The organism is Streptomyces chryseus (assembly GCF_014650755.1).
Taxonomy (GTDB): domain Bacteria; phylum Actinomycetota; class Actinomycetes; order Streptomycetales; family Streptomycetaceae; genus Streptomyces; species Streptomyces chryseus.
This window is the reverse complement of the sequence record NZ_BMVO01000019.1, coordinates 103,154-125,253: the sequence shown is the minus strand read 5'-3', so window position 1 is coordinate 125,253 and position 22,100 is coordinate 103,154. Positions and strand designations below refer to the sequence as shown.

At 71.3% G+C, this 22,100-nt stretch carries 19 protein-coding genes; 10 read left to right on the top strand and 9 right to left on the bottom strand.

Annotated elements, in window-relative coordinates:
• Positions 1 to 105 precede the first annotated feature (105 nt).
• Genes IE185_RS24465 through IE185_RS24445 form a run of 5 tightly spaced genes read right to left on the bottom strand, consistent with a single transcriptional unit; the run spans position 106 to position 5,502 of the window.
• Complete coding sequence (locus IE185_RS24465; RefSeq protein ID WP_138899504.1) at positions 106 to 1,416, bottom strand: DUF58 domain-containing protein; 1,311 nt, start codon at positions 1,414 to 1,416, stop codon at positions 106 to 108.
• 10 nt (positions 1,417 to 1,426) lie between these two features.
• The gene (locus tag IE185_RS24460; RefSeq protein WP_189716010.1) at positions 1,427 to 2,401 is read right to left on the bottom strand and encodes an AAA family ATPase; all 975 of its coding nucleotides are present in this window, start codon (positions 2,399 to 2,401) and stop codon (positions 1,427 to 1,429) included.
• Positions 2,398 to 3,582 (bottom strand): DUF4350 domain-containing protein, encoded by a 1,185-nt coding sequence (locus tag IE185_RS24455; RefSeq protein WP_189716009.1) that lies wholly within the window; start codon positions 3,580 to 3,582, stop codon positions 2,398 to 2,400. The genes IE185_RS24460 and IE185_RS24455 overlap by 4 nt, the downstream gene beginning before the upstream one ends.
• Positions 3,579 to 4,268 (bottom strand): DUF4129 domain-containing protein, encoded by a 690-nt coding sequence (locus IE185_RS24450; RefSeq protein WP_229843673.1) that lies wholly within the window; start codon positions 4,266 to 4,268, stop codon positions 3,579 to 3,581. Before IE185_RS24450 ends, IE185_RS24455 begins: the two co-directional genes overlap by 4 nt.
• A gap of 4 nt (positions 4,269 to 4,272) precedes the next feature.
• Complete coding sequence (locus IE185_RS24445) at positions 4,273 to 5,502, bottom strand: DUF7847 domain-containing protein (RefSeq protein WP_138895479.1); 1,230 nt, start codon at positions 5,500 to 5,502, stop codon at positions 4,273 to 4,275.
• 140 nt (positions 5,503 to 5,642) lie between these two features.
• Between IE185_RS24445 and mtnA the strand changes: the two genes are divergently transcribed.
• The 7 genes from mtnA to IE185_RS24410 all read left to right on the top strand — a co-directional run bounded on the left by mtnA (position 5,643) and on the right by IE185_RS24410 (position 14,256).
• On the top strand, positions 5,643 to 6,797 hold the full coding sequence (mtnA, locus tag IE185_RS24440; RefSeq protein WP_138895480.1) for an S-methyl-5-thioribose-1-phosphate isomerase: 1,155 nt from the start codon (positions 5,643 to 5,645) through the stop codon (positions 6,795 to 6,797).
• Between the two features lie 4 nt (positions 6,798 to 6,801).
• The gene (mtrA, locus tag IE185_RS24435) at positions 6,802 to 7,491 is read left to right on the top strand and encodes a two-component system response regulator MtrA (RefSeq protein ID WP_187281934.1); all 690 of its coding nucleotides are present in this window, start codon (positions 6,802 to 6,804) and stop codon (positions 7,489 to 7,491) included.
• Position 7,492: 1 nt separating this feature from the next.
• Positions 7,493 to 9,478 carry an MtrAB system histidine kinase MtrB gene (gene mtrB / locus IE185_RS24430; RefSeq protein WP_138895481.1) on the top strand — a complete coding sequence of 662 codons (1,986 nt, stop codon included), beginning with the start codon at positions 7,493 to 7,495 and terminating at the stop codon, positions 9,476 to 9,478.
• A complete protein-coding gene (locus IE185_RS24425) occupies positions 9,468 to 11,351 on the top strand; it encodes an LpqB family beta-propeller domain-containing protein (RefSeq protein WP_229843672.1) in 1,884 nt (627 codons plus the stop codon). Before mtrB ends, IE185_RS24425 begins: the two co-directional genes overlap by 11 nt.
• Positions 11,352 to 11,535: 184 nt before the next feature.
• The gene (locus IE185_RS24420; protein WP_138895482.1) at positions 11,536 to 12,300 is read left to right on the top strand and encodes a ComF family protein; all 765 of its coding nucleotides are present in this window, start codon (positions 11,536 to 11,538) and stop codon (positions 12,298 to 12,300) included.
• A 288-nt stretch (positions 12,301 to 12,588) separates the two neighbouring features.
• Positions 12,589 to 13,278 (top strand): ribosome hibernation-promoting factor, HPF/YfiA family, encoded by a 690-nt coding sequence (gene hpf / locus IE185_RS24415; RefSeq protein ID WP_138895484.1) that lies wholly within the window; start codon positions 12,589 to 12,591, stop codon positions 13,276 to 13,278.
• Positions 13,279 to 13,500: 222 nt separating this feature from the next.
• On the top strand, positions 13,501 to 14,256 hold the full coding sequence (locus IE185_RS24410) for a response regulator (RefSeq protein WP_138895485.1): 756 nt from the start codon (positions 13,501 to 13,503) through the stop codon (positions 14,254 to 14,256).
• Here IE185_RS24410 and IE185_RS24405 read toward each other — a convergent pair.
• Positions 14,249 to 15,421, bottom strand: a complete 1,173-nt coding sequence (locus IE185_RS24405; protein ID WP_138895486.1) for a winged helix-turn-helix domain-containing protein — start codon at positions 15,419 to 15,421, stop codon at positions 14,249 to 14,251. The genes IE185_RS24410 and IE185_RS24405 overlap by 8 nt on opposite strands.
• Before the next feature lie 50 nt (positions 15,422 to 15,471).
• Positions 15,472 to 16,059: a GNAT family N-acetyltransferase gene (locus IE185_RS24400; protein ID WP_138895487.1), complete on the bottom strand. Its 588-nt coding sequence runs from the start codon at positions 16,057 to 16,059 to the stop codon at positions 15,472 to 15,474.
• A gap of 263 nt (positions 16,060 to 16,322) precedes the next feature.
• Between IE185_RS24400 and secA the strand changes: the two genes are divergently transcribed.
• Positions 16,323 to 19,157, top strand: coding sequence for a preprotein translocase subunit SecA (gene secA / locus IE185_RS24395; protein WP_138895488.1), 2,835 nt, complete (start codon positions 16,323 to 16,325; stop codon positions 19,155 to 19,157).
• Positions 19,158 to 19,263: 106 nt separating this feature from the next.
• Here secA and IE185_RS24390 read toward each other — a convergent pair whose 3' ends face one another.
• Complete coding sequence (locus IE185_RS24390; protein ID WP_189716008.1) at positions 19,264 to 19,785, bottom strand: Rv3235 family protein; 522 nt, start codon at positions 19,783 to 19,785, stop codon at positions 19,264 to 19,266.
• A gap of 277 nt (positions 19,786 to 20,062) precedes the next feature.
• On the opposite strand from IE185_RS24390, the gene IE185_RS24385 reads away from it, so the two are divergent.
• Together IE185_RS24385 and IE185_RS24380 are read left to right on the top strand one after the other, a co-directional pair.
• Positions 20,063 to 20,569 (top strand): DUF6912 family protein, encoded by a 507-nt coding sequence (locus IE185_RS24385; protein WP_138899656.1) that lies wholly within the window; start codon positions 20,063 to 20,065, stop codon positions 20,567 to 20,569.
• Positions 20,570 to 20,655: 86 nt separating this feature from the next.
• Positions 20,656 to 21,321, top strand: a complete 666-nt coding sequence (locus tag IE185_RS24380) for an HAD family hydrolase (RefSeq protein ID WP_138907052.1) — start codon at positions 20,656 to 20,658, stop codon at positions 21,319 to 21,321.
• Between the two features lie 100 nt (positions 21,322 to 21,421).
• Here IE185_RS24380 and IE185_RS24375 read toward each other — a convergent pair whose 3' ends face one another.
• Positions 21,422 to 21,988, bottom strand: coding sequence for a DJ-1/PfpI family protein (locus IE185_RS24375; protein ID WP_138896908.1), 567 nt, complete (start codon positions 21,986 to 21,988; stop codon positions 21,422 to 21,424).
• Positions 21,989 to 22,100 lie beyond the last annotated feature (112 nt).

The window sequence follows — 22,100 nt, the reverse complement described above, 5'->3', positions numbered from 1 at the left end:
TCATTGTGGGAAAGCCCCGCACCTTATGGTGCGGGGCTTTTCTGCGTTCCCGGGCCGGTCCTGCCGACGGGTGGCAGGACCGGGGAACGTACGGGTGCTCTGTTCTTACAGGCGGCCTGCTGCCTTCAGCGCGAGGTAGGCGTCCGCCAGGGCGGGCGCCAATGCGTCTGGAGTGGCGTCGACGACCGTGATGTTGTGGCGGGTGAGCTTCTCCGCTGTGCGCCGGCGCTGATCTTGGGCCTGGGTGGCCGCAGCGGCTTCATAAACCGCGTCCACCGTTCCACGACCGGTCGCCATCTGATCGACGCGGGGGTCGGCCACCGAGGCGACCAGGACGGTGTGGCGTCGGGTGAGCTGCGGGAGTATCGGCAGGATCCCCTCTTCGACGGGGGCGGCGTCCAGACCGGTGAGCAGCACGATCAGGGAGCCACGTGGGGCGTTCGCCAGGGCTGTGGCGCTCAGGCCTCGGGCGTCGGTTTCAACCAGTGCCGGCTCAAGGGAAGCCATCGCGTTGACCAGAGCGGGGAGGACTTCCCCTGCCGTGCGGCCTTGTACCTGGGCGCGCGTGCGCCGGTCATAGGCCAGGAGGTCCACGCGATCACCGGCCCGGGAGGCGAGGGCCGCAAGGAGGAGCGTCGCGTCCATGGAGGCGTCCAGGCGCGGGACGTCGCCCACACGGCCCGCCGAGGTGCGGCCGGTGTCGAGGACGATCAGGATGTGCCGGTCGCGTTCCGGGCGCCAGGTGCGGACGGCCACCGTGTTCTGCCGGGCCGTGGCGCGCCAGTCGATGGAACGGGTGTCGTCGCCGGGAACGTAGTCGCGGAGGCTGTCGAACTCGGTGCCTTCGCCTCGCGTCAGGACGCTGGTGCGGCCGTCGAGTTCGCGGAGACGGGCCAGCCTGGAGGGGAGGTGTTTGCGGCTGGTGAAGGGCGGGAGCACGCGTACGGCCCAGGGGACTCGGTGGCTGCCCTGACGGGCGGCGAGGCCGAGCGGTCCGTACGAGCGCACGGTGATGCGTTCGGAGTGGCGGTCGCCGCGGCGGGTGGGGCGGAGTGCTGTGGTGAGGCGGCGTCGTTCTCCGGCGGGGACGGTCAGCTCGTGGCGTGACGCTGCCTGCTCGGAGCCCGTGGGCCAGCTGCTCGGCGGCCAGGCATCGCGCAGCAGCGCACGCAGCGGTCGGGCCGACGGGTTGGTGACCGTCAGCTCGATTTCTGCATCGTCACCCAATCGAACTGACGTGTCACCACTTCGGGTGAAACGGAGCTTTCGTACTGGCGCGGCCAACGCGTAGTCGCACACAATTGCGAGTGTGAGGGGAGCGTTCACGGCGAGAACCCCGGACCAGTTGGGCGCTAGGACGCCGATGGGGATCGCGCCGAGGGCGGCGAGGAGTGCGGTGCGTCCAGTGAGGGCCACGGTCATCGCCTCAACGGGGCACGGGGACGTGGGCGAGGATCGCGGTGATGACGGAGTCCGCGGTGACTCCTTCCATCTCTGCCTCGGGTCGTAGCTGAATGCGGTGGCGCAGGGTGGGAAGGGCGAGGGCCTTCACATCGTCCGGGATGACGTAGTCCCTGCCGGTGAGCCAGGCCCAGGCGCGGGCGGTGGAGAGCAGGGCGGTGGCGCCTCGGGGAGAGACGCCGAGAGTGAGCGAGGGGGATTCTCGGGTGGCACGGCAGATATCGACGACGTAACCGGTGATCTCCGCGGATACGGAGGTCTTGGCCACGGCGGCGCGGGCCGCTTCCAGGTCGGCGGGGCCGGCGGCCGGGCGTAGGCCCGCAGCGTGGAGATCGCGGGGGTTGAAGCCCTCCGCGTGGCGGGTCAGGACGCCGATCTCGTCCTCGCGGGACGGCAGCGGGACCGTGAGCTTGAGGAGGAAGCGGTCCAGTTGGGCCTCGGGGAGGGGGTAAGTGCCCTCGTACTCCACGGGGTTCTGGGTCGCCGCGACCAGGAAGGGGTCGGGCAGGGGGCGGGGCGTGCCGTCAACGGTGACTTGGCGCTCCTCCATTGCCTCCAGGAGGGACGCCTGGGTCTTGGGGGGAGTGCGGTTGATCTCGTCCGCGAGCAGCAGGTTGGTGAAGACCGGACCGGGCTGGAAGGAGAACTCGGCTGTGCGGGCGTCGTAGACCAGCGATCCCGTGACGTCGCTGGGCATGAGATCAGGGGTGAACTGGACCCGTTTCGTGTCCAGTTCGAGGGAGGCAGCGAGTGCGCGGACGAGCAGCGTCTTGGCCACGCCCGGGACGCCTTCGAGCAGGACGTGGCCTCGGCAGAGCAGAGCTACGACGAGTCCGGTGACAGCGGGGTCCTGGCCGACCACCGCCTTCGCGATCTCGGTGCGCAGGGCTTCGAGGGAGGCTCGGGCGCTGTCTGGGGTCTCTGCGGGCTGGGCGCTCATGAAGCGCGTACCTCTCTTTCGAGGGCGTCGAGTTCGTCTGTCAGGCGGATGAGGCCGGCGTCGTCCGAGGGGGCGGGGCCGAAGAGGAGGGCGCGGAGGTCCCGGTCGGTCGTCGGCAGGTGGGAGGAGACGGCTGGGAGGAGCGCGTCGGTGGCGTGTGCCCGGGAGGTGGGCACACCGAGAAGGGGGGCGAGGCGGGTGCGGGTGGCCGAGCGGAGCGTGTCGGCTGCGCGGTCGCGGGCATCGGCTCTGCGGTAGAGGCGGGCGCGGCCCTCGGTGGTCTCGGAGGCGCGGACGGCTACGGGCAGCTGTTCGGTGACGAGGGGACCGAGCCGGCGGGCACGCCAGACGGCGGTGAGGGCGGCGGCGAGGGCGAGTTGGAGTGTTGCCCAGAGCCAGCCGGGAGGGACCAGGTCGTAGAAGCTGCTTTCGCCGCCGTCGGTGGCGGAGGCGTCACCCAGCGAGGGGAGGTACCAGACGAGATGAGGCCGGGTGCCGAGGAGTTGAAGGGCGAGCGAGGCGTTGCCCTGCTGGTCGAGGCGGTCGTTGTAGAGGATGTCGGGTGCGCCCAGGAGGACGGTGTCGCCGCCTGTCGGGTGCGGAACGCGCAGGAGGGTAGCGAGGTCGTCGCTCGGGTAGCAGGCATCGGCGTCGGCGGCCTCGGTGGTGTAACGCATCCCGCCGGTGTCGGCCTCGCCGGCGCGGAGCGCGGCGGGAAGCGAGCACCGGGGCGAGCGAGGCGACACGGTGGTCCGTCGCTCGACGTGTACGCCGGGCAGCAGGGTGGGCGCGGAAGGGGCTCCGGGAGCGACGAGCACGGTGCGGGACGCGGAATCGCGCATGGCGGTGCGGAGTTGCCGCTGCTGGCGGTCGGTCAGGAGGTCGGGGGTCGTCACCAGGAGCGTGCTGTCCTCGGTCGCCGCGTTCGTTGCCTGGTCGAGGGTGGTGACCACGCGGGTCGTGACGCCGCGGTCCTTGAGCAGTTCGGCGACGGCGCGGCTGCCGGAGGGGTCCGCGGAGCGCGGGTCGAGCCGGCCGTGCTGGTCGCCGGAGCGTACGGCGGCGATGGCGATGCCGGCGGCCAGGACGACGACCAGGCCCAGAAGGAGGCCACGGGTGCGCGTCCAGACCTGACGGGCGGTGGGGGAGTCCGAGGTGGAGCGGGCGGGAGCTCCGGTCATTCGGCGACTCCTGGGGCCGAGTCACTGAGCAGGGGCTTCGTGCGTTCGACGTCGGAGTCGAGGTCGCTCAGGCGCTGGTACGCCTGCTCGTCGGCGGTGCGGCCGCCGTATGTGACGTCGTCGAAGTCGCGGGCGGCGGCGTGCAGCCGGGCGGCGTGGCCGGGCAGGGACTGGCCGGCTTCCGCGGCTGCCTCGTCGGCGGTGCGGCCGGGGCGCGGGTCGAGGAGTGCGCGTTCTTCCAGGGAGCGCACGACGGCTCGCATCCGTTCCTGGACGGCCTGGTTCCAGCGGTGGCCGGCGGCGTGGGCCTCGGCGGCGGTGCGGTGGTCCGCGGCGCTGCGCGGGCCTTCGTCGAACAGTGTCCCCGCCGGGGCGGGGACGCGGCGGGGAGTGCCGAGGCGCAGCCACAGGGCGACGGCGATCAGTACGACGAGTACGACGACGACCACCAGGCCGACCGCGCCGCCGGGGGTGGCTCCGGACGCCGCGTCGAAGAGGTCGTCGACCCATTCCCAGAAGCGGTCGATGGCGCGCTCGAGGAAGCCCGGATCGTTCTCGTGGTACATCGGCTTGGACAGTTCGCGCTCCGCGGCCTCGCGGGCCGGGACGCGCGGAGTGTCCACCGGTACGTCGTCGCTCGTGCGAGCCCACAGGCTCGATGCTGTCCTTCCCCCCGCTGTGGACACCGCATCAGCTCCCGGATGCGGTGTCGGGGGACTGCTCGGGGCCGTAGCCGGGGATGCCGGCGGCGCGGGCGAGCTCGAGGTCGAGTGCCTCGCGACGGATGCGCTGGTCGATGTAGAGCAGGACACTCACGCCGGCGGAGATCGGGTAAGTGATCGAGGCGGCGATCACCGCGCCGATGCCCGTGATGATCAGGAAGGGCCAGCCGAACTCGGGAGTCTGCCCGGAGAGCAGGCCGCCCAGGCCGTCGTCCGCGGCGTAGGCGATGAGGCCGAAGGGTACGGCGATGATCATCGACACGATGAAGGTCAGCACGATCGTGAGCAGCGTGATGCCGAAGATCCGCCACCAGGCGCCGCTGACCAGCTTGGCCGAGCGGCTCAGGGACTTCATGACGCTCTGCCGCTCCAGCATCAGCGCCGGGGAGGCGAGCGAGAAACGGATCATGAGCCACAGGACGACGACGAAGGCCGCGGTGCCGGTGAACAGCGACAGTACGATGCCCGCCCCGCCGCCCAGCAGGACGCCGGGCAGGATGCCGACCGTCATGATGGCGGCGGCCATGAGGGGAAGCAGCAGGGTCAGGCCGAGGAGCTGCGGCAACTGGGGCCTGGCCTCGCGCCAGGCGTCGGCGAGCGTCACCGGGCGGCCGAGTACCGAGCGGCTGATCACCACGGTGAGCAGCGCCGTCGTGAAGAGCGTGCCGATGAGCGTGATGGCGAAGGTGGGGGCGGAGTTGACCAGGCTGCTGCGCATCGCGTCGACGGACTGGTTGAGGGCCTCGGCCGCCGTGGCGTTCGGGTCGAGCTCGGCGGGTGCGGGCATCAGGTAGCGCTGGACCAGGATGTCGCAGATCTGGGAGATCACCGCGACGGTGACCGTGATGCCGAGGACGGTGCGCCAGTGGGCGCGCAGGGTCGACACCGCTCCGTCGAGGATCTCGCCGACGCCGAGCGGGCGCAGCGGGATCACGCCGGGCTTGGCGGCGGGGGGCGGTCCGCCCCAGCCGCCGCCCTGGGGCCTGCCGCCCCAGTTCGGCGCGGGCTGCTGCTGCGGAGGGCCGGAGGGTGCGTTCTGGCCGCTGGGAGCGGTCCACTGGGCGGCCGGCGGCTGCTCCTTCGACCACTTCGACGCGGCGTCGCTCTGGTCGGTGGGCTCGGCAGGCCGGGGCACGCCCGGCTTGTCGCCGTCGGAGGGTGCGGATCCGGGCGAGGCCCAGCCCGGAGACTCGTTCATTGTCGCTCCTTCACGGTGCCCGTCCGCGGTCGCGGCGGCAGGTTGGCAGCCATCGTGTCATGGGGTACCGGCCGGTGGGCCGGGCCCCGTATCTCCTTGGCACCTTCAATTGTCGGGGCCTCAGCGGGCAGACTGGGCAGATGGCTGATCAGGACGCGCAATTCCCAGCGGGCGCCGAGCCGCCCGCGCTCCCTACGCTGCGCTGGGAGGAGCCGCCCGAGGGGCCCGTGCTGGTGCTGCTCGACCAGACGCGGCTCCCCGTGGAGGAGGTCGAGCTGGTCTGTACGGATGTGCCTGCCCTGGTGCTGGCCATCCAGACGCTCGCGGTCCGTGGCGCCCCCGTGCTGGGGCTGGCCGGCGCCTACGGCGTTGCTCTGGCCGCCGCGCGGGGGTACGACGTGGACGAGGCCGTGGGGCTGCTGGAGCGGGCGCGGCCCACCGCTGTGAACCTCGGCTCCGGGGTGCGGCACGCGGCGGCGGCCTACCGGGCGGCGCTGGAGAAGGGCGCGGGCCCGCAGGAGGCGGCGGCGTCGGCGCTGGCGGCCGCCCGCGAGCTGCACCGGGCCGATGCCGAGGCGAGCGCGCGGATGGCCGCGCACGGGCTGGCTCTCCTGGACGAGCTGCTGCCGGGAGGCGGGCACCGCATCCTCACCCACTGCAACACCGGTGCCCTGGTCTCGGGCGGTGAGGGCACGGCGTTCGCGGTGGCGCTGGCCGCGCACCGGGCGGGGACGCTGCGGCGGCTGTGGGTCGACGAGACGCGCCCGCTGCTGCAAGGGGCCAGGCTCACGACGTACGAGGCCGCGCGGCACGGTATGGCGTACACCCTGCTCACGGACAACGCCGCCGGTTCGCTCTTCTCCGCCGGCGAGGTGGACGCCGTACTCATCGGGGCGGACCGGATCGCGGCCGACGGTTCGGTGGCGAACAAGGTGGGGAGCTATCCGCTCGCGGTGCTGGCCAAGTATCACCACGTGCCGTTCATCGTGGTCGCGCCTGTGACCACGGTCGATCCGGGCACTCCGGACGGGGCGTCCATCGAGGTGGAGCAGCGGTCCGGGCAGGAGGTGACAGAGTTCATGGTGCCGTCGGTCCCGGTGGCTGGAATTGATGCCGGGATCGGGGCCGGGATGCCCGTGGCGCCGTTGGGGACACAGGCGTACAACCCGGCCTTCGACGTGACGCCGCCGGAGCTGGTGACCGCGATCGTCACGGAGCAGGGTGCAATTTCCCCGGTCACGGGGGCCGCGCTGGCGGATCTGTGTGCCAGGTCACGCCAGGTAACGATTAGCTAATGGGATGATGTCGTTTATGAAGGGACGCGTCCTTGTCGTCGACGACGACACCGCACTGGCCGAGATGCTCGGCATTGTGCTGCGTGGTGAAGGTTTTGAGCCGTCGTTCGTAGCGGATGGCGACAAGGCACTGGCCGCATTCAGGGAGGCCAAGCCTGACCTGGTGCTGCTGGATCTCATGCTGCCCGGACGGGACGGCATCGAAGTCTGCCGGCTGATCCGGGCCGAGTCCGGAGTGCCGATCGTCATGCTCACCGCCAAGAGCGACACCGTAGATGTGGTGGTGGGGCTGGAGTCCGGTGCCGACGACTACATCGTCAAGCCGTTCAAGCCCAAGGAGCTCGTCGCCCGTATCAGGGCGCGACTGAGGAGGTCGGAGGAGCCGGCGCCGGAACAGCTGGCAATCGGGGACCTGGTCATTGACGTGGCCGGTCACTCCGTGAAGCGGGAGGGGCAGTCCATCGCCCTGACGCCGCTCGAGTTCGACCTCCTGGTCGCGCTCGCCCGTAAGCCCTGGCAGGTGTTCACCCGCGAGGTGCTGCTGGAGCAGGTGTGGGGCTACCGCCATGCCGCCGACACCCGGCTGGTCAACGTCCATGTCCAGCGGTTGCGCTCCAAGGTCGAGAAGGATCCGGAGCGGCCGGAGATCGTCGTGACCGTCCGCGGAGTCGGCTACAAGGCCGGACCGAGCTGATATGACCCGAGGCAGCGCTGCTCCGATGCCCGGGGGGCCGGGAGTCCGTACGGGGCGGCCTGCCGGTCCTCGGCGAAGGACGTCCGCAGTCGGACGCTTTCTGCAGGGTGGCCCCGCCCTGCGGCTCTTCGCGCGGTGGGTGCGCCGCCCGCTGCTGCCGTCGTTGCGGCTGTGGCGGCGGAACATCCAGCTGCGGGTCGTCGTCGGCTCGCTGCTGATGTCGCTCGGCGTGGTGCTGCTGCTCGGCTTCGTGGTGATGTGGCAGGTCCGCAACGGCCTGCTCGACGCGAAGCAGGAGGCCGCCCAGAGTCAGGCGGCCGGCGGGTTCGACGTGGCGGAGGAAAAGGCCCGTACGGTCGCTGGGACGGGCGCCGGCGACGGCGCCCAGGCCAGGGCCGCCGCGCGGAACTCCACGAACTGGCGGACCGAGCTCGTGGAGCAGCTCGCCAGCGGCGGCCGCCAGGCCTTCCACGTCGTGGCGCTCAGCGCCAACTCCGACGACGAGAGCTCCAGCAATCGCGGCCCGCGGGCGTCGGGTGGCGTGAACCAGAGCGCGAGCGTGCCGCAGAAGCTGCGGGACGAGATCGACCAGGGGACCGGAAAGGCGTACAAGGCCTTCGTACGGATCACCTACACGGACGCGCAGGACCCCGAGCCGGGGCTGGTCATCGGCAAGCAGCTGAACGACAACAGCGGCCAGCCGTACCAGCTCTACTACCTCTTCCCGCTGACGCAGGAGGAGGAGTCGCTCAGCCTGGTGAAGACCACGCTCGCCACCGCGGGAGTGTTCGTCGTCGTGCTGTTCGGCGGCATCGCGTGGCTGGTCGTGCGGCAGGTCGTCACGCCGGTGCGCATGGCCGCCGGGGTCGCCGAGCGGCTGTCCGCCGGCCGGCTCCAGGAGCGCATGAAGGTCACCGGCGAGGACGACATCGCGCGCCTCGGCGAGGCCTTCAACAAGATGGCCCAGAACTTGCAGGTCAAGATCCAGCAGCTGGAGGAGCTGTCGCGGCTCCAGCGGCGCTTCGTCTCGGACGTCTCGCACGAGCTGCGTACGCCGCTGACGACCGTGCGGATGGCCGCCGACGTCATCCACGAGGCGCGTGCCGACTTCGACCCGGTGACGGCGCGCTCCGCCGAGCTGCTCGCCGGGCAGCTCGACCGCTTCGAGTCGCTGCTCGCCGACCTGCTGGAGATCAGCAGGTTCGACGCCGGGGCGGCGGCGCTGGAAGCGGAGCCGATAGACCTGCGTGAAGTCGTACGCCGGGTGATCGAGGGCGCCGAGCCGCTGGCCGAGCGCAAGGGCACCCGGATACGGGTGACCGGCGACGAGCAGCCGGTCGTCGCCGAGGCCGACGCCCGGCGGGTGGAGCGCGTGCTGCGCAACCTCGTGGTCAACGCCGTGGAGCACGGCGAGGGCCGGGACGTCGTGGTCCGGCTGGGCGCCGCGGGCGGCGCTGTCGCCGTGGCGGTGCGGGACTACGGCGTGGGACTCAAGCCCGGCGAGGCGACCCGGGTGTTCAACCGCTTCTGGCGGGCCGATCCGGCACGTGCGCGCACCACCGGCGGGTCGGGCCTCGGCCTGTCCATCGCCGTGGAGGACGCGCGGCTGCACGGCGGCTGGCTGCAGGCGTGGGGGGAGCCGGGCGGCGGGTCGCAGTTCCGGCTGACCCTGCCGCGTACGGCGGACGAGTCGCTGCGCGGTTCGCCGATCCCGCTGGAGCCCGAGGATTCACGGCGCTCGCGCGAGCGCGCGGCGGCGGACAGCAGGGTCATGGGGGCCGGACCGGGCGGCGGCGCCAACCGGCTCGCGACGGTGCCGGCCCAGCCGAGGCCCGAACGGTCGGCGCTGCCCGTGCCGCCCCGCGCGGCACCGGCGGCCGATCCGACGGCGTTGCCGGGCAGCGGTGCCCGGGTGGTGGCGCGTCCGGCGGGCGACGGGGACGGTTCATCGCAGGCGGAGCGGAAGGACAGTACGCGTGGGCACTGAGCGAGGGCGCGGCGGCCGGTGGCGGGTGCCGCGGACGACAGTGCTGCTGGGATGCGCCGGACTGCTGCTGACGGGTTGCGCGTCGATGCCGGACAGCGGCGACGTGGAGGCCGTCGAGGCGTCACCGCGCGGCGACTCGCAGGTGCGGGTGTACGGGATGGCGCCGAGGAAGGGGGCGCAGCCCAACGAGATCGTCGAGGGTTTCCTGGAGGCGATGACGGGTGACGACCCCCAGTTCGCCACGGCGCGCAAGTACCTGACGAAGAAGGCCTCCAAGGCCTGGGACCCCACGCAGGTCACGGTGCTGGACGACGGCCCGGTGCCCCAGGACCAGCGGGCGAACGACCGCGAGGGCGGGGCCTACACGTACGCACTGACCGGCAAGAAGGTCGCCGAGGTGAACGAGCAGCGCGCGTACCAGCCGGTCAACAGCTCGTACCACGAGACGCTCCATCTCACCCGGCAGGACGGCCCGGACGGCAAGGAGTGGCGCATCGACGGACTGCCGCAGGGCCTGGTGCTCGGTGAGTCGGACTTCGAGCGCATCTATCGCTCCGTCAACAAGTACTACTTCGCGTCCGGTACGTCGTCGGAGCGGACCGGCGCGGCCCATCCGTGGATGGTGGCCGACCCGGTGTACGTGCGCAAGCGCATGGACCCGCAGACGCAGATGGACCAGGTGACGCAGACGGTCGAGGCGCTGCTGAGCGGTCCGACCAACTGGCTGAAGCCGGTGGTCGGTTCCAGCTTCCCCAGCGGTACGGCGCTGAAGCTCGACGAGGGCGCCAAGTCCCTGGCGTTCGACGACCGCAACGCTCTGAAGGTGCCGCTCAACGACAAGGCGTCCAACGTCGGGCAGAAGCGGTGCAGGGAGATGGCCGCCCAACTGCTGTTCACCCTGCGTGACCTGACGTCGTACCGGATCGGGCAGGTGGAGCTCCAGCGGTCGGACGGCTCGACGCTGTGCGTACTCGGCGGGGACCAGGCGGAAGACTTCGCTCCGGAACGCGCTTCCGGGAGCCCGGACTACCAGTACTTCCTCGACACGAAGCAGCGCCTCGTACGGATGGTGGGGAGCACCGAGAACACCGGGGACGACGAGGAGGCCGAGCCGGTGCCGGGGCCGCTCGGCAGTGGTGAGCGGCGCCTGAGCGCTGTCGCGGTGGCGCGCAGCGAACGGCACGCCGCAGGGGTCTCGCAGGACGCGCGGGCGCTGTACGTGGCGTCCATCGTCTCGGACGGCGAGCCCGAGGAGCCGGCCGTCACCAGCAGCGGCAAGGGAGAGAAGGACCGGCTCTCGGCACCGAGCTGGGACGGGGGCGACCTGTGGGTGGCGGACCGCGACCCGCGCGGGCCGAGGCTGCTGCGGCTCGCGGGCGGCGCGGGCGAGGCGAAGGAGGTCACGGTCGTCGACGGCCTCGACGGCGCGCGCATCGAGGCTCTGAAGGTGTCGGCGGACGGCGTACGCATCGCCCTGCTCGTGACGGAGGACGGCCGGACGACCCTGAAGCTCGGCCGGATCGAGCGGCGCGGGCCCGAGGACGAGGCGGAGGTGTCCGTCACCGATCTGCGGCCCATCGCGCCGCAGATGGAGGAGGTGACGGCCGTGTCCTGGGCCGGCCGCAGCCGCCTCGTGGTCGTCGGCCGGGAGTCCGGCGGGGTCCAGCAGCTGCGGTACCTGCAGACGGACGGTTCGACGTCGGACGCCCAGTCGGTGCCGGGAGCGAACCAGGTGACGACCGTCGCCTCGGCGGACGACGACCGGCTGCCGCTGCTGGCGCACTCGCTGGAGGACGGCATCGTGCGGCTGCCGCCCGGCGCGAACTGGAAGACCGTGGCGAGCAAGGGTTCGTCGCCGGTCTATCCGGGGTAGTCCGCCGGCCTGCTCCCCGCCGCCGCGGCGGGGTGACTGGTCTCCGCTGCGTGCGCTGTCTCTGTTCTCCTGTGCCGCGTGCCGCGCCTGTGCTCCGCAGCACCCGCGCCGTGACTGTTCCCTGCCACAACCGAGTTGTCCACAGGGCTGGTTGCGGTCCGCGTGATCGTCCACTGTGGGAGGCATGCGCGGACGATGGCGGAAAGCGGGGCGGGAGATCGCGGGTCTGGTGCTGCCCGCCGCGTGCGGCGGTTGCGGCAGACCGCGCACCGTGCTGTGCGAAGAGTGCGGCCGGGCGTTGTACGGCGTGGGGGCGCGCCGGGTGCGCCCGTGCCCGGAGCCGCCGGGACTCCCCGTGGTCCATGCCGTCGCTCCGTACGAGGACGCGGTACGGGCGGTACTGCTCGGCCACAAGGAGCGGGGCGCACTGGGGCTCGCGGGGGCGCTCGGGGGCGCACTGGCGGTGGCGGTACGGGCTGCGGCGGCCCGGGCGCCAGCCGGGCCCGGGCCGCTGCTGCTGGTGCCCGTGCCGTCCGCGCGCGGCGCGGTCCGGGCGCGCGGGCACGACCCGGGGCTCCGGATCGCCCGGTGCGCGGCGGGGGAACTACGGCGCGCCGGGGTGCCGGCCCGGGTCCTGGCCGTGCTCAGGCAGCGGCGGCCGGTGAGCGACCAGGCGGGCCTGAGCGCCCGCGAGCGGGCGGCGAACCTTGCCGGGGCCCTGGAGGTGTCCCCCGGGGGCGCGCGGCTCCTGGCGGGCGGCCGGGCCGTCCTGGTGGACGACCTGATGACGACCGGCGCCTCGCTGGCGGAGGCGGCACGTGCACTGAGTGCCACCTCGGAATGGCCGGTTTCGGTCTTCGCGCAGCCCAGCGCGGCTGTCGTCGCTGCTCCGGCGCTGTCCTTCGGTAATAAACCGGAACGGACGGGGAACTTGGATCGTTGCAGGTAGGGAGAGGGGAAATTCGCTTGATGGGAGGTACGCGCCGGTAGCGGGTGCCGACAGGCGTCCGAGCGAGCTATGTTCGGTTGTGAGGAAAGCGGAGCTTGTGCCTCACAGATTCGGACGGCTGCGCTTCGGGTTTTCACTTCAGCCCGAAGTCGATGGGGTGGGGATCTTGTCGACTGGGGAGGAGGAGGTGAAAGTCACCAAGTCCGAGGTTCCGGTGCTCACCGGAACCTGGTGCGAAAGGGAGACGCTCCGCCGCTGAAGCGGGGCTATCCGGGAACGGAGTTCTGCGTGGACATCGTCGTCAAGGGCCGCAAGACCGAGGTGCCCGAGAGGTTCCGCAAGCACGTGGCCGAGAAGCTGAAGCTGGACAAGATCCAGAAGCTCGACGGCAAGGTGATCAGCCTGGACGTCGAAGTGTCCAAGGAGCCCAATCCGCGGCAGGCCGACCGTTCCGACCGTGTGGAGATCACGCTTCACTCGCGTGGCCCGGTCATCCGGGCCGAGGCGTCGGCCGGCGACGCGTATGCGGCGCTGGACCTCGCCACCGGGAAGTTGGAGGCGCGGCTGCGCAAGCAGCACGACAAGCGCCACACGCGTCGTGGCAACGGCAGGCTGTCGGCCGCAGAGGTGGGTACGACGGTGCCGGGCACCGCGGCCATGAACGGCAATGGGGTTCTCGTCGCCGACGAGGCGACGCCGACCATCCCCACCACCAGGATCGGATCGCTCGAGGTACAGGGCGAAGGGCCGCTGGTGGTCCGCGAGAAGACGCACGTCGCGGCCCCGATGACGCTCGACCAGGCGCTCTACGAGATGGAGCTGGTCGGGCACGACTTCTACCTCTTCGTCGACTCCGAGACGAAGGAGCCCAGTGTCGTCTACCGGCGGCACGCCTACGACTACGGTGTCATCCACCTGACGACCGACCCCCTGGCCGAGACCGAGGCGGGCGGCGCCGGAGGTGCACTCGGCGGGTGATTCGCCGGGCACGCTGAACCGGCGAGGGTCGCGTGCCGTATCCATCTGTGATGGTGCCCCTGGAGCGCCTGTGCGCCCCCCAGGGGCACCATCGTGCGACCGCAGGATCACCGCTCCGTCGTCCGGGCATGAAATCATGGCGTCGCAAGCCAATCGGTGCTCTGCACACTGTGGTTGGGGCAGCTCATGATTTTCGGGCCACGGCCTTCAGGGGGAGGAACGATGGCGGACAGCTTCGGTCCGGTGCACGACGAGTCCGGCACGGCGGACGCCGAGGGCGGCGGCGGTCCCGGTGCGGACGCCGGGGGAGCGCGCAAGGAGCCCATCAGGGTGCTGGTCGTCGACGACCACGCCCTGTTCCGCCGGGGGCTGGAGATCGTCCTCGCGCAGGAGGAGGACATCCAGGTCGTCGGCGAGGCCGGGGACGGTGCGGAGGCCGTGGACAAGGCAGCCGATCTGCTGCCGGACATCGTGCTGATGGACGTACGGATGCCCAAGCGCGGTGGCATCGAGGCGTGCACCACCATCAAGGAGGTGGCGCCCAGCGCGAAGATCATCATGCTGACGATCAGCGACGAGGAGGCCGACCTCTACGACGCGATCAAGGCGGGCGCGACCGGTTACCTCCTCAAGGAGATCTCCACCGACGAGGTGGCCACGGCGATCCGCGCGGTGGCCGACGGCCAGTCCCAGATCAGTCCGTCGATGGCGTCCAAGCTCCTCACCGAGTTCAAGTCGATGATCCAGCGCACCGACGAGCGCCGGCTCGTCCCGGCGCCGCGGCTGACCGAGCGGGAGCTCGAAGTCCTCAAGCTCGTGGCGACCGGCATGAACAACCGGGACATCGCCAAGGAGTTGTTCATCTCCGAGAACACCGTGAAGAACCACGTCCGCAACATCCTGGAGAAGCTGCAACTGCACTCCCGGATGGAGGCCGTGGTCTACGCGATGCGGGAGAAGATCCTCGAGATCAGGTGAGGCGGGCCAGTTCGGCGGTCAGCGGCTCGCGCAGGTCCGGTGCGTCGACGCGCTCCACTCGTACGTCCGCGCAGCCGACCCACTGCGCCGCCTCGACCAGCGCCTGCGCCATCGGCCGTACCGCCTTGCGGCTCTCCAGCGAGACCTGACGCGCCACGAGCGTCTTCCCCTCGCGTGCCGGATCCACCCGGCCCAGCAGCCGCCCGCCCGCGAGCAACGGCATCGCGAAGTACCCGTGGATCCGCTTGGGCTTGGGGACGTAGGCCTCCAGGCGATGGGTGAAGCCGAAGATCCGCTCGGTGCGCGGGCGGTCCCAGATGAGGGAGTCGAAGGGCGACAGCAGGGTCGTGCGGTGGCGGCCGCGCGGGGTGCTCACCAGGGCTGCCGGGTCCGCCCACGCCGGCTTGCCCCAGCCCTCGACCTCGACCGGGACCAGACCCGAGTCGGCGATCACGGCGTCGACCTGCTCGCCCTTGAGGCGGTGGTAGTCCGCGATGTCGGCGCGCGTGCCGACGCCGAGCGACTGGCCGGCGAGGCGCACGAGCCGGCGAAGGCACTCGGTGTCGTCCAGGTCGTTGTGGTAGACGGCGTCCGGGACGGCGCGCTCGGCCAGGTCGTAGACCCGCTTCCAGCCGCGCCGCTCGGTGCAGACCACCTCGCCGTACATCAGCGCGCGCTCGACGGCGACCTTCGACGCGGACCAGTCCCACCACTCGCCCTTGTTCTTGGCGCCGCCCAAATCCGTGGCGGTCAGCGGACCTTCGGCGCGCAGCTGCTTGATCACCGCGTCGTACGCGTCGTCCGGGAGGTCGTGGTGCCAGTGCGGCCGGTCGCGGTACGCCCGGCGGCGGAAGGCGAAGTGCGGCCACTCCTCCATGGGCAGGATGCAGGCGGCGTGCGACCAGTACTCGAAGGCGTGGGCGCCGGTCCAGTAGGCGCGGTCCACGGTCGTGCGGCCCACGGCGCCGAGGCGGGCGTACGGAATCAGCTCGTGCGAGCGGGCCAGCACCGAGATCGTGTCCAGCTGCACCGCGCCCAGGTGGCGCAGGACGCCGCGCACCCCGCCCCGCCGGTCCGGCGCGCCCAGGAACCCCTGGGCGCGCAGGGCGATCCTGCGGGCTTCGTCGGCGGAGAGCGAGGCGGTGGGCGGCAGCAGACTGGTCATGGCCGCAGCCTAGGCTCCGCCACTGACAACAGTCCCTGGCCTGCGGCGGTTCAGTCGGACGGGACTCCGGCGCGCGAAGGCAGGTAGGGGCAGGCCGTCGGCAGTCCGAGGTCGGACGGGAGCAGCGCGCCGATCCAGCCGTCCCGGCGTACGCCCTTGTTCGCGATGCCGGAACGCTGGACGCCCTCGACGACGAACCCGGCCCTCTCGGCCACCGCGCGCGACGCGTCGTTGCCGATCTCGGCGCGCCACTCCAGGCGCTCCACGCCCGCGGAGGTGAAGGCCCAGTGGGCGACGGCCCGCACCGCCTCGGTGACGTAACCCCGGCCGCGGTGCTCCTTCGCCCCCCAGTAACCGATCTCCGCGGCGCCCTCGCCGCGCGTGATCGACGACACGGCGGCCACCAGTTCGCCGGTGTCCCGGGTCAGGGCCCCGAAGGCGTACACCGTGTCGTAGCGCCAGCCGTCCGGCACGATCCGGCCGACGAAGCCCTCCGCGTGCTCACGTTCGTACGGTGAGGGGATCGACGTCCAGCGCTGGATGTCGGGGTCCTGACACGCCTGATGGACGGCGTCGGTGTCGGCGGGCTCGAAGGGGCGCAGCAGCAGCCGCTCGGTGGTGAGGATGGTGGGCTCCATCGGCTGATTCTCGGCGCGGGCGGGCGGGCCGCGCCAGTCGGTGGGCCGGGGCGCGCCAGACCTTTTCGGGATGGCCCGGCACCTTCCGGGCTCCCTGTCCGTTCTCTTTGCGGGTAACAGTGGGCCTTCCTGCGGGCGGACCTCCCGGCGTGGCGGGGTCCTCGCTTACGATGGCCGATGCGGTGGGGACCACCTGCCGTGCCCGCGCCAGCGTCCCCACATGACTCAGTGCACAGGCCCGACCGGCAAGGAGACCAGCCTCAGTGTCCGTCTTCAACAAGCTCATGCGTGCAGGCGAAGGCAAGATCCTGCGCAAACTGCACCGCATCGCGGACCAGGTCAACTCCATCGAAGAGGACTTCGTCAACCTCTCCGACGCCGAGTTGCGGGCGCTCACCGATGAGTACAAGGAGCGGTACGCCGACGGCGAGAGCCTGGACGACCTGCTCCCCGAGGCTTTCGCGACCGTCCGCGAGGCAGCCAAGCGTGTTCTCGGTCAGCGCCACTACGACGTCCAGATGATGGGTGGAGCCGCCCTTCACCTCGGATATGTCGCCGAGATGAAGACCGGTGAGGGAAAGACCCTCGTCGGCACGCTGCCCGCGTATCTGAACGCGCTGTCCGGCAAGGGTGTCCACCTGATCACGGTGAACGACTACCTGGCCGAGCGCGACTCCGAGATGATGGGCCGGGTGCACAAATTCCTCGGCCTGGAGGTCGGCTGCATCCTGGCCAACATGTCGCCCGCGCAGCGCCGCGAGATGTACGCCTGCGACATCACGTACGGCACGAACAACGAGTTCGGCTTCGACTACCTGCGCGACAACATGGCCTGGTCCCAGGAGGAGCTCGTCCAGCGCGGCCACAACTTCGCGATCGTCGACGAGGTCGACTCGATCCTGGTCGACGAGGCCCGTACGCCGCTGATCATCTCGGGTCCGGCCGACCAGGCCACCAAGTGGTACGGCGACTTCGCCAAGCTGGTCGTCCGCCTGAAGAAGGGCGAGCCGGGCATCCCCCTCAAGGGCATCGAGGAGACCGGCGACTACGAGGTCGACGAGAAGAAGCGCACCGTCGCCATCCACGAGGCCGGCGTCGCCAAGGTCGAGGACTGGCTGGGCATCGACAACCTCTACGAGTCGGTGAACACCCCGCTCGTCGGGTACCTGAACAACGCCATCAAGGCCAAGGAACTGTTCAAGAAGGACAAGGACTACGTCGTCATCGACGGCGAAGTCATGATCGTCGACGAGCACACCGGCCGTATCCTCGCCGGCCGCCGCTACAACGAGGGCATGCACCAGGCGATCGAGGCGAAGGAAGGGGTGGACATCAAGGACGAGAACCAGACGCTCGCCACGATCACGCTGCAGAACTTCTTCCGCCTGTACGACAAGCTCTCCGGCATGACCGGTACGGCCATGACCGAGGCCGCCGAGTTCCACCAGATCTACAAGCTGGGCGTCGTGCCGATCCCGACGAACCGGCCGATGGTCCGCGCCGACCAGTCCGACCTGATCTACCGCACCGAGGTCGCGAAGTTCGCCGCGGTCGTCGACGACATCGTGGAGAAGCACGAGAAGGGCCAGCCGATCCTGGTCGGCACGACCTCCGTGGAGAAGTCGGAGTACCTCTCGCAGCAGCTCTCCAAGCGCGGGGTGCAGCACGAGGTCCTGAACGCCAAGCAGCACGACCGTGAGGCGTCGATCGTCGCCCAGGCCGGCCGCAAGGGCGCCGTCACCGTCGCCACGAACATGGCCGGTCGCGGTACGGACATCAAGCTCGGCGGCAACCCGGACGACCTCGCCGAGGCGGAGCTGCGCCAGCGCGGTCTGGACCCGGAGGAGCACATCGAGGAGTGGGCCGCCGCGCTGCCCGCCGCCCTCGAGAAGGCCGAGCAGGCCGTCAAGGCCGAGTTCGAAGAGGTCAAGGCGCTCGGCGGGCTGTACGTGCTGGGCACCGAGCGGCACGAGTCGCGTCGTATCGACAACCAGCTGCGCGGCCGCTCCGGACGTCAGGGCGACCCGGGCGAGTCCCGCTTCTACCTGTCGCTGGGCGACGACCTGATGCGCCTGTTCAAGGCCGCGATGGTCGAGCGTGTGATGTCGATGGCGAACGTTCCCGACGACGTACCGATCGAGAACAAGATGGTGACGCGCGCGATCGCCTCCGCGCAGTCGCAGGTCGAGCAGCAGAACTTCGAGTCGCGCAAGAACGTCCTGAAGTACGACGAGGTGCTCAACCGGCAGCGTCAGGTCATCTACGGCGAGCGCCGCCGCGTCCTGGAGGGCGAGGACCTGCAGGAGCAGATCCGTCACTTCATGGACGACACCATCGACGCGTACATCCAGGCGGAGACCGTCGAGGGGTTCGCCGAGGAGTGGGACCTCGACCGGCTGTGGGGCGCGTTCAAGCAGCTCTACCCGGTGAAGGTCACGGTCGAGGAGCTGGAGGAGGCGGCGGGCGACCGCGCGGGCATCACCGCCGAGTTCATCGCCGAGTCCATCAAGGACGACATCTACGACCAGTACGCCCAGCGCGAGGCGCAGCTCGGCTCCGACATCATGCGTGAGCTGGAGCGCCGCGTGGTGCTGTCGGTCCTGGACCGCAAGTGGCGCGAGCACCTCTACGAGATGGACTATCTCCAGGAGGGCATCGGCCTGCGCGCGATGGCCCAGAAGGACCCGCTGGTCGAGTACCAGCGTGAGGGCTTCGACATGTTCAACGCCATGATGGACGGCATCAAGGAGGAGTCCGTCGGCTACCTGTTCAACCTGGAGGTCCAGGTCGAGCAGCAGGTCGAGGAGGTGCCGGTGCAGGTCGTTCCGGACCAGGCGGTGGGCGGGAAGCCGTCGCTCCGCAAGGAGGACGCGGTGCCGGCCGGCGCGGGCCGTCCGGAGATCCGGGCGAAGGGGCTCGACGCCCCGCAGCGGCCCGACCGGCTGCACTTCTCCGCTCCCACGGTCGACGGCGAGGGCGGTGTCGTCGAGGGCGACTTCGACAACGGTGACGGGCCCGCGCGGTCCGAGTCGGACGGCATGACGCGTGCCGAGCGGCGCAAGGCGCAGAAGGGCGGCAGCCGCCGCCGCAAGAAGTAGGCGCGCGGGCACGTACCGCTTTGCCGGCCGGGGCCGGGCACCACATGTGGTGCCCGGCCCCGGCCTTTCGCGTGCTCGGGTCCGCGCCGGTCGTAGCGGGCCGGCTCTATGCCGGCGCGCCTGCCCCCGCCGACCGGGCGCCGCCGAGTTCCACGGCGGCGCAGCGCCACCGCAGGTCACGGCCCTGCTCCAGGCGGAACGCCATCGCCCGTACCTGCTCGCCGGCCGCGATGCTCGCGAAGGCCTCGACCACGCCCGGGCGGGGGTGGAAGCCGCCGCAGGTGCGTACGACGGGCAGGGCGCCCCGGGTGCGCAGCGGGGTCCGGGGAGCCAGCTGGACGAGCTGCTCGTACGCCTCGCCGATGGTGTGGCCCAGCATCCAGTGCACGGGGCGGCGGCCGCTGAGTACCGCCAGCAGCCGCTCGGCGAACTGTTCGTGCGGGGTCGGGCGGCGGTGGTGCGGAGGGCGGCGCTGGGCCGGGACGGTGGCCGTGGCGGTCGCGGCGGGGGTGCGGCCCTGGGCGCCGCCGGGAGTGGCCGTGCGGCCGACCGTTGCCGTCCTGGGCGTGGGCGCGCCGGGCCTGCGCTGGTCGCGGCGTGCATGCGGCCGGGTCCTGTCCTTGTTCATCTCTTGCCCCGCTCTGCCGGCCCGGCTGGGATACCGGGCAGTAACTTCTGCTGGTGATCTTTTACGGGCGGCAGCCGACGGCGGCAAGAGGCGGTCGGCGCGGGAGCCGCCGACCGGAGAGTTCACCTATCAGAGTGACGGGAGGCAGCCCAGGGGCGGCGGCGGGCCGATCGGGGGTGCGTCGGGTGGACGGCGCGGGGGCCGGGCAGCACCACCCCGAAGGGGGACTCCGTACGTATCCTTGAGGCCGTCTCCCGTCTACGAAAGCAGCCTGCCGATGCGCGTCTACGTCCCCCTGACCCTTCCCGGTCTCGCTGAGGCGCACAAGGCGGGACAGCTGGGGCCCGGCCCCCTGACGGCGTACGCCGTGACGCCGGGACTGCGCGAGTGGTACGTCTCGGACGACATCGAGGAGCTGGAGTACGCCGCACTCAACCGCGCCGCCGCGGCCTCGCTGCGGCTGCTGGCCGGGGACCCCGGCGCTGCCCGGCGCCGGGTCGTCGTGGCCGTCGACGTACCGGACGGGGACGCGGTCGCCGACCCGGACCGGGGGCTGGACGCGGCGGGGATCGGCGAGGTGCGGATCGCCGCGCCGGTGCCCCTGAAGAAGGCGGCGGCGGTGCACGTCGACGCGGACGACGCGGAGGCGGACGTGACGGCGGCGGCCGCGGCCCTGGGGGCGGCGGACCACGGGGACGACGACGCGCGGTTCACGGTGGACGGGGCCGAGGACCACGAACTGCTGTGGTTCGGGGTGCAGGAGATCCCCCACTTGATCGGCTGACCTGCTGGTCCCGGTGGCCGCCGGCCGATTCCGGTCGCCGGGGCTCGGGGGACTGCGTTGTCGTACCCGGTGGGTACCTTCTTGGAATGGGGAAGCACACGACGACGCATCTCGTCTGGGACTGGAACGGCACGCTGCTCGACGACATCAGTGCGGTCATCGGCGCGACGAACGCCGCGTTCGCGGAGATCGGGATCGAGCCGATCACGCTGGAGCGCTACCGGGAGCTGTACTGCGTGCCCATCCCCCGCTTCTACGAGCGGCTGATGGGGCGGCTGCCGACGGAGGCGGAGTGGCTGGTCATGGACGAGGCCTTCCACCGGCACTACACCGAGCTGCGCGTGGTGTGCGCCCTGGCCCAGGGGGTGGAGGAGCTGCTGAAGGGGTGGGCGGCCGCCGGGCGGAGCCAGTCGCTGCTGAGCATGTACGGGCACGACCAGCTGCTGCCGGTGGTGCGGCAGTACGGGATCGAGCGGCACTTCGTACGGGTGGACGGGCGGACCGGGCCGTCGGGGGGCAGCAAGGCGGCGCACATGGCCCGGCACGTCGCGGCGCTCGGTGACGTCGCGCCGGAGCGGGTGGTCGTGATCGGCGACGCGGTCGACGACGCGGTGGCGGCCGCGCACGTGGGGGCGCGGGCGGTGCTCTACACGGGGGGCTCGCACAGCCGGGCCAGCCTGGAGCCGGCCGGTGTGCCCGTGGTGGACACGCTCGCGGAGGCGGTGGGGCTGGCGGAGCGGTGGATGGCGTGACGCCGGACCCGGGCGGTGCTCGGGCCCTGGCCCGGCGTTCGGACGCCGGCCCGGCCCTCGGCGCCGGGCCGCCCTGGGACCTGTGTCCGGATGCCGGGGTCTACGGCGTGAGGTTCTTCTCGCGGAGCACCTTCAGGAACGCGCGCATCCACGTCGGGTGGTCCGGCCACGCGCGTGCCGAGACCAGGATGCCGTCGACCACCGTCTCCGCGTCCTGGAAGGTCGCCCCGGCGGACTGCATGTCCAGTTCCAGCGCCGGATAGGCGGTGACCCGGCGGCCGGCGAGGCCGTCGACGGCGGCCGTCAGGAGCGGGCCGTGGCAGATCTGGGCGACCGGCTTGTCCGAGTCGAAGAACGACTTGAGGATCTTGCGCAGCTCCAGGTCGTTGCGCAGGTACTCCGGCGCCCGTCCGCCAGGGATCACCAGCGCGGCGTACTGACTGGGCTCGACCTCGGAGAACGCCAGGTCGGCGGGCCAGGTGTAGCCGGGCTTCTCGGTGTAGGTGTCGAAGCCGGGCTCGAAGTCGTGGACCATGAACTGGAGCTTCTTGCGGGCCGGGGCCGCGATGTGGACCTCGTACCCCTCCTCCCGCAGGCGCTGGTACGGGTAGAGGACTTCCAGCGATTCTGCCGCGTCGCCGGTGACGATGAGAATCTTGGGTGCCATGGCTGTGTGCTCCCCTCGGGCGGCCGGTGTCGTGCCGACCGGTTCAACGTGCACCCGCCGGCACCGTTTGCCAAGGAGGCCCGCCGGGCCCCTAAGAGGCTTCGCGTCGGCC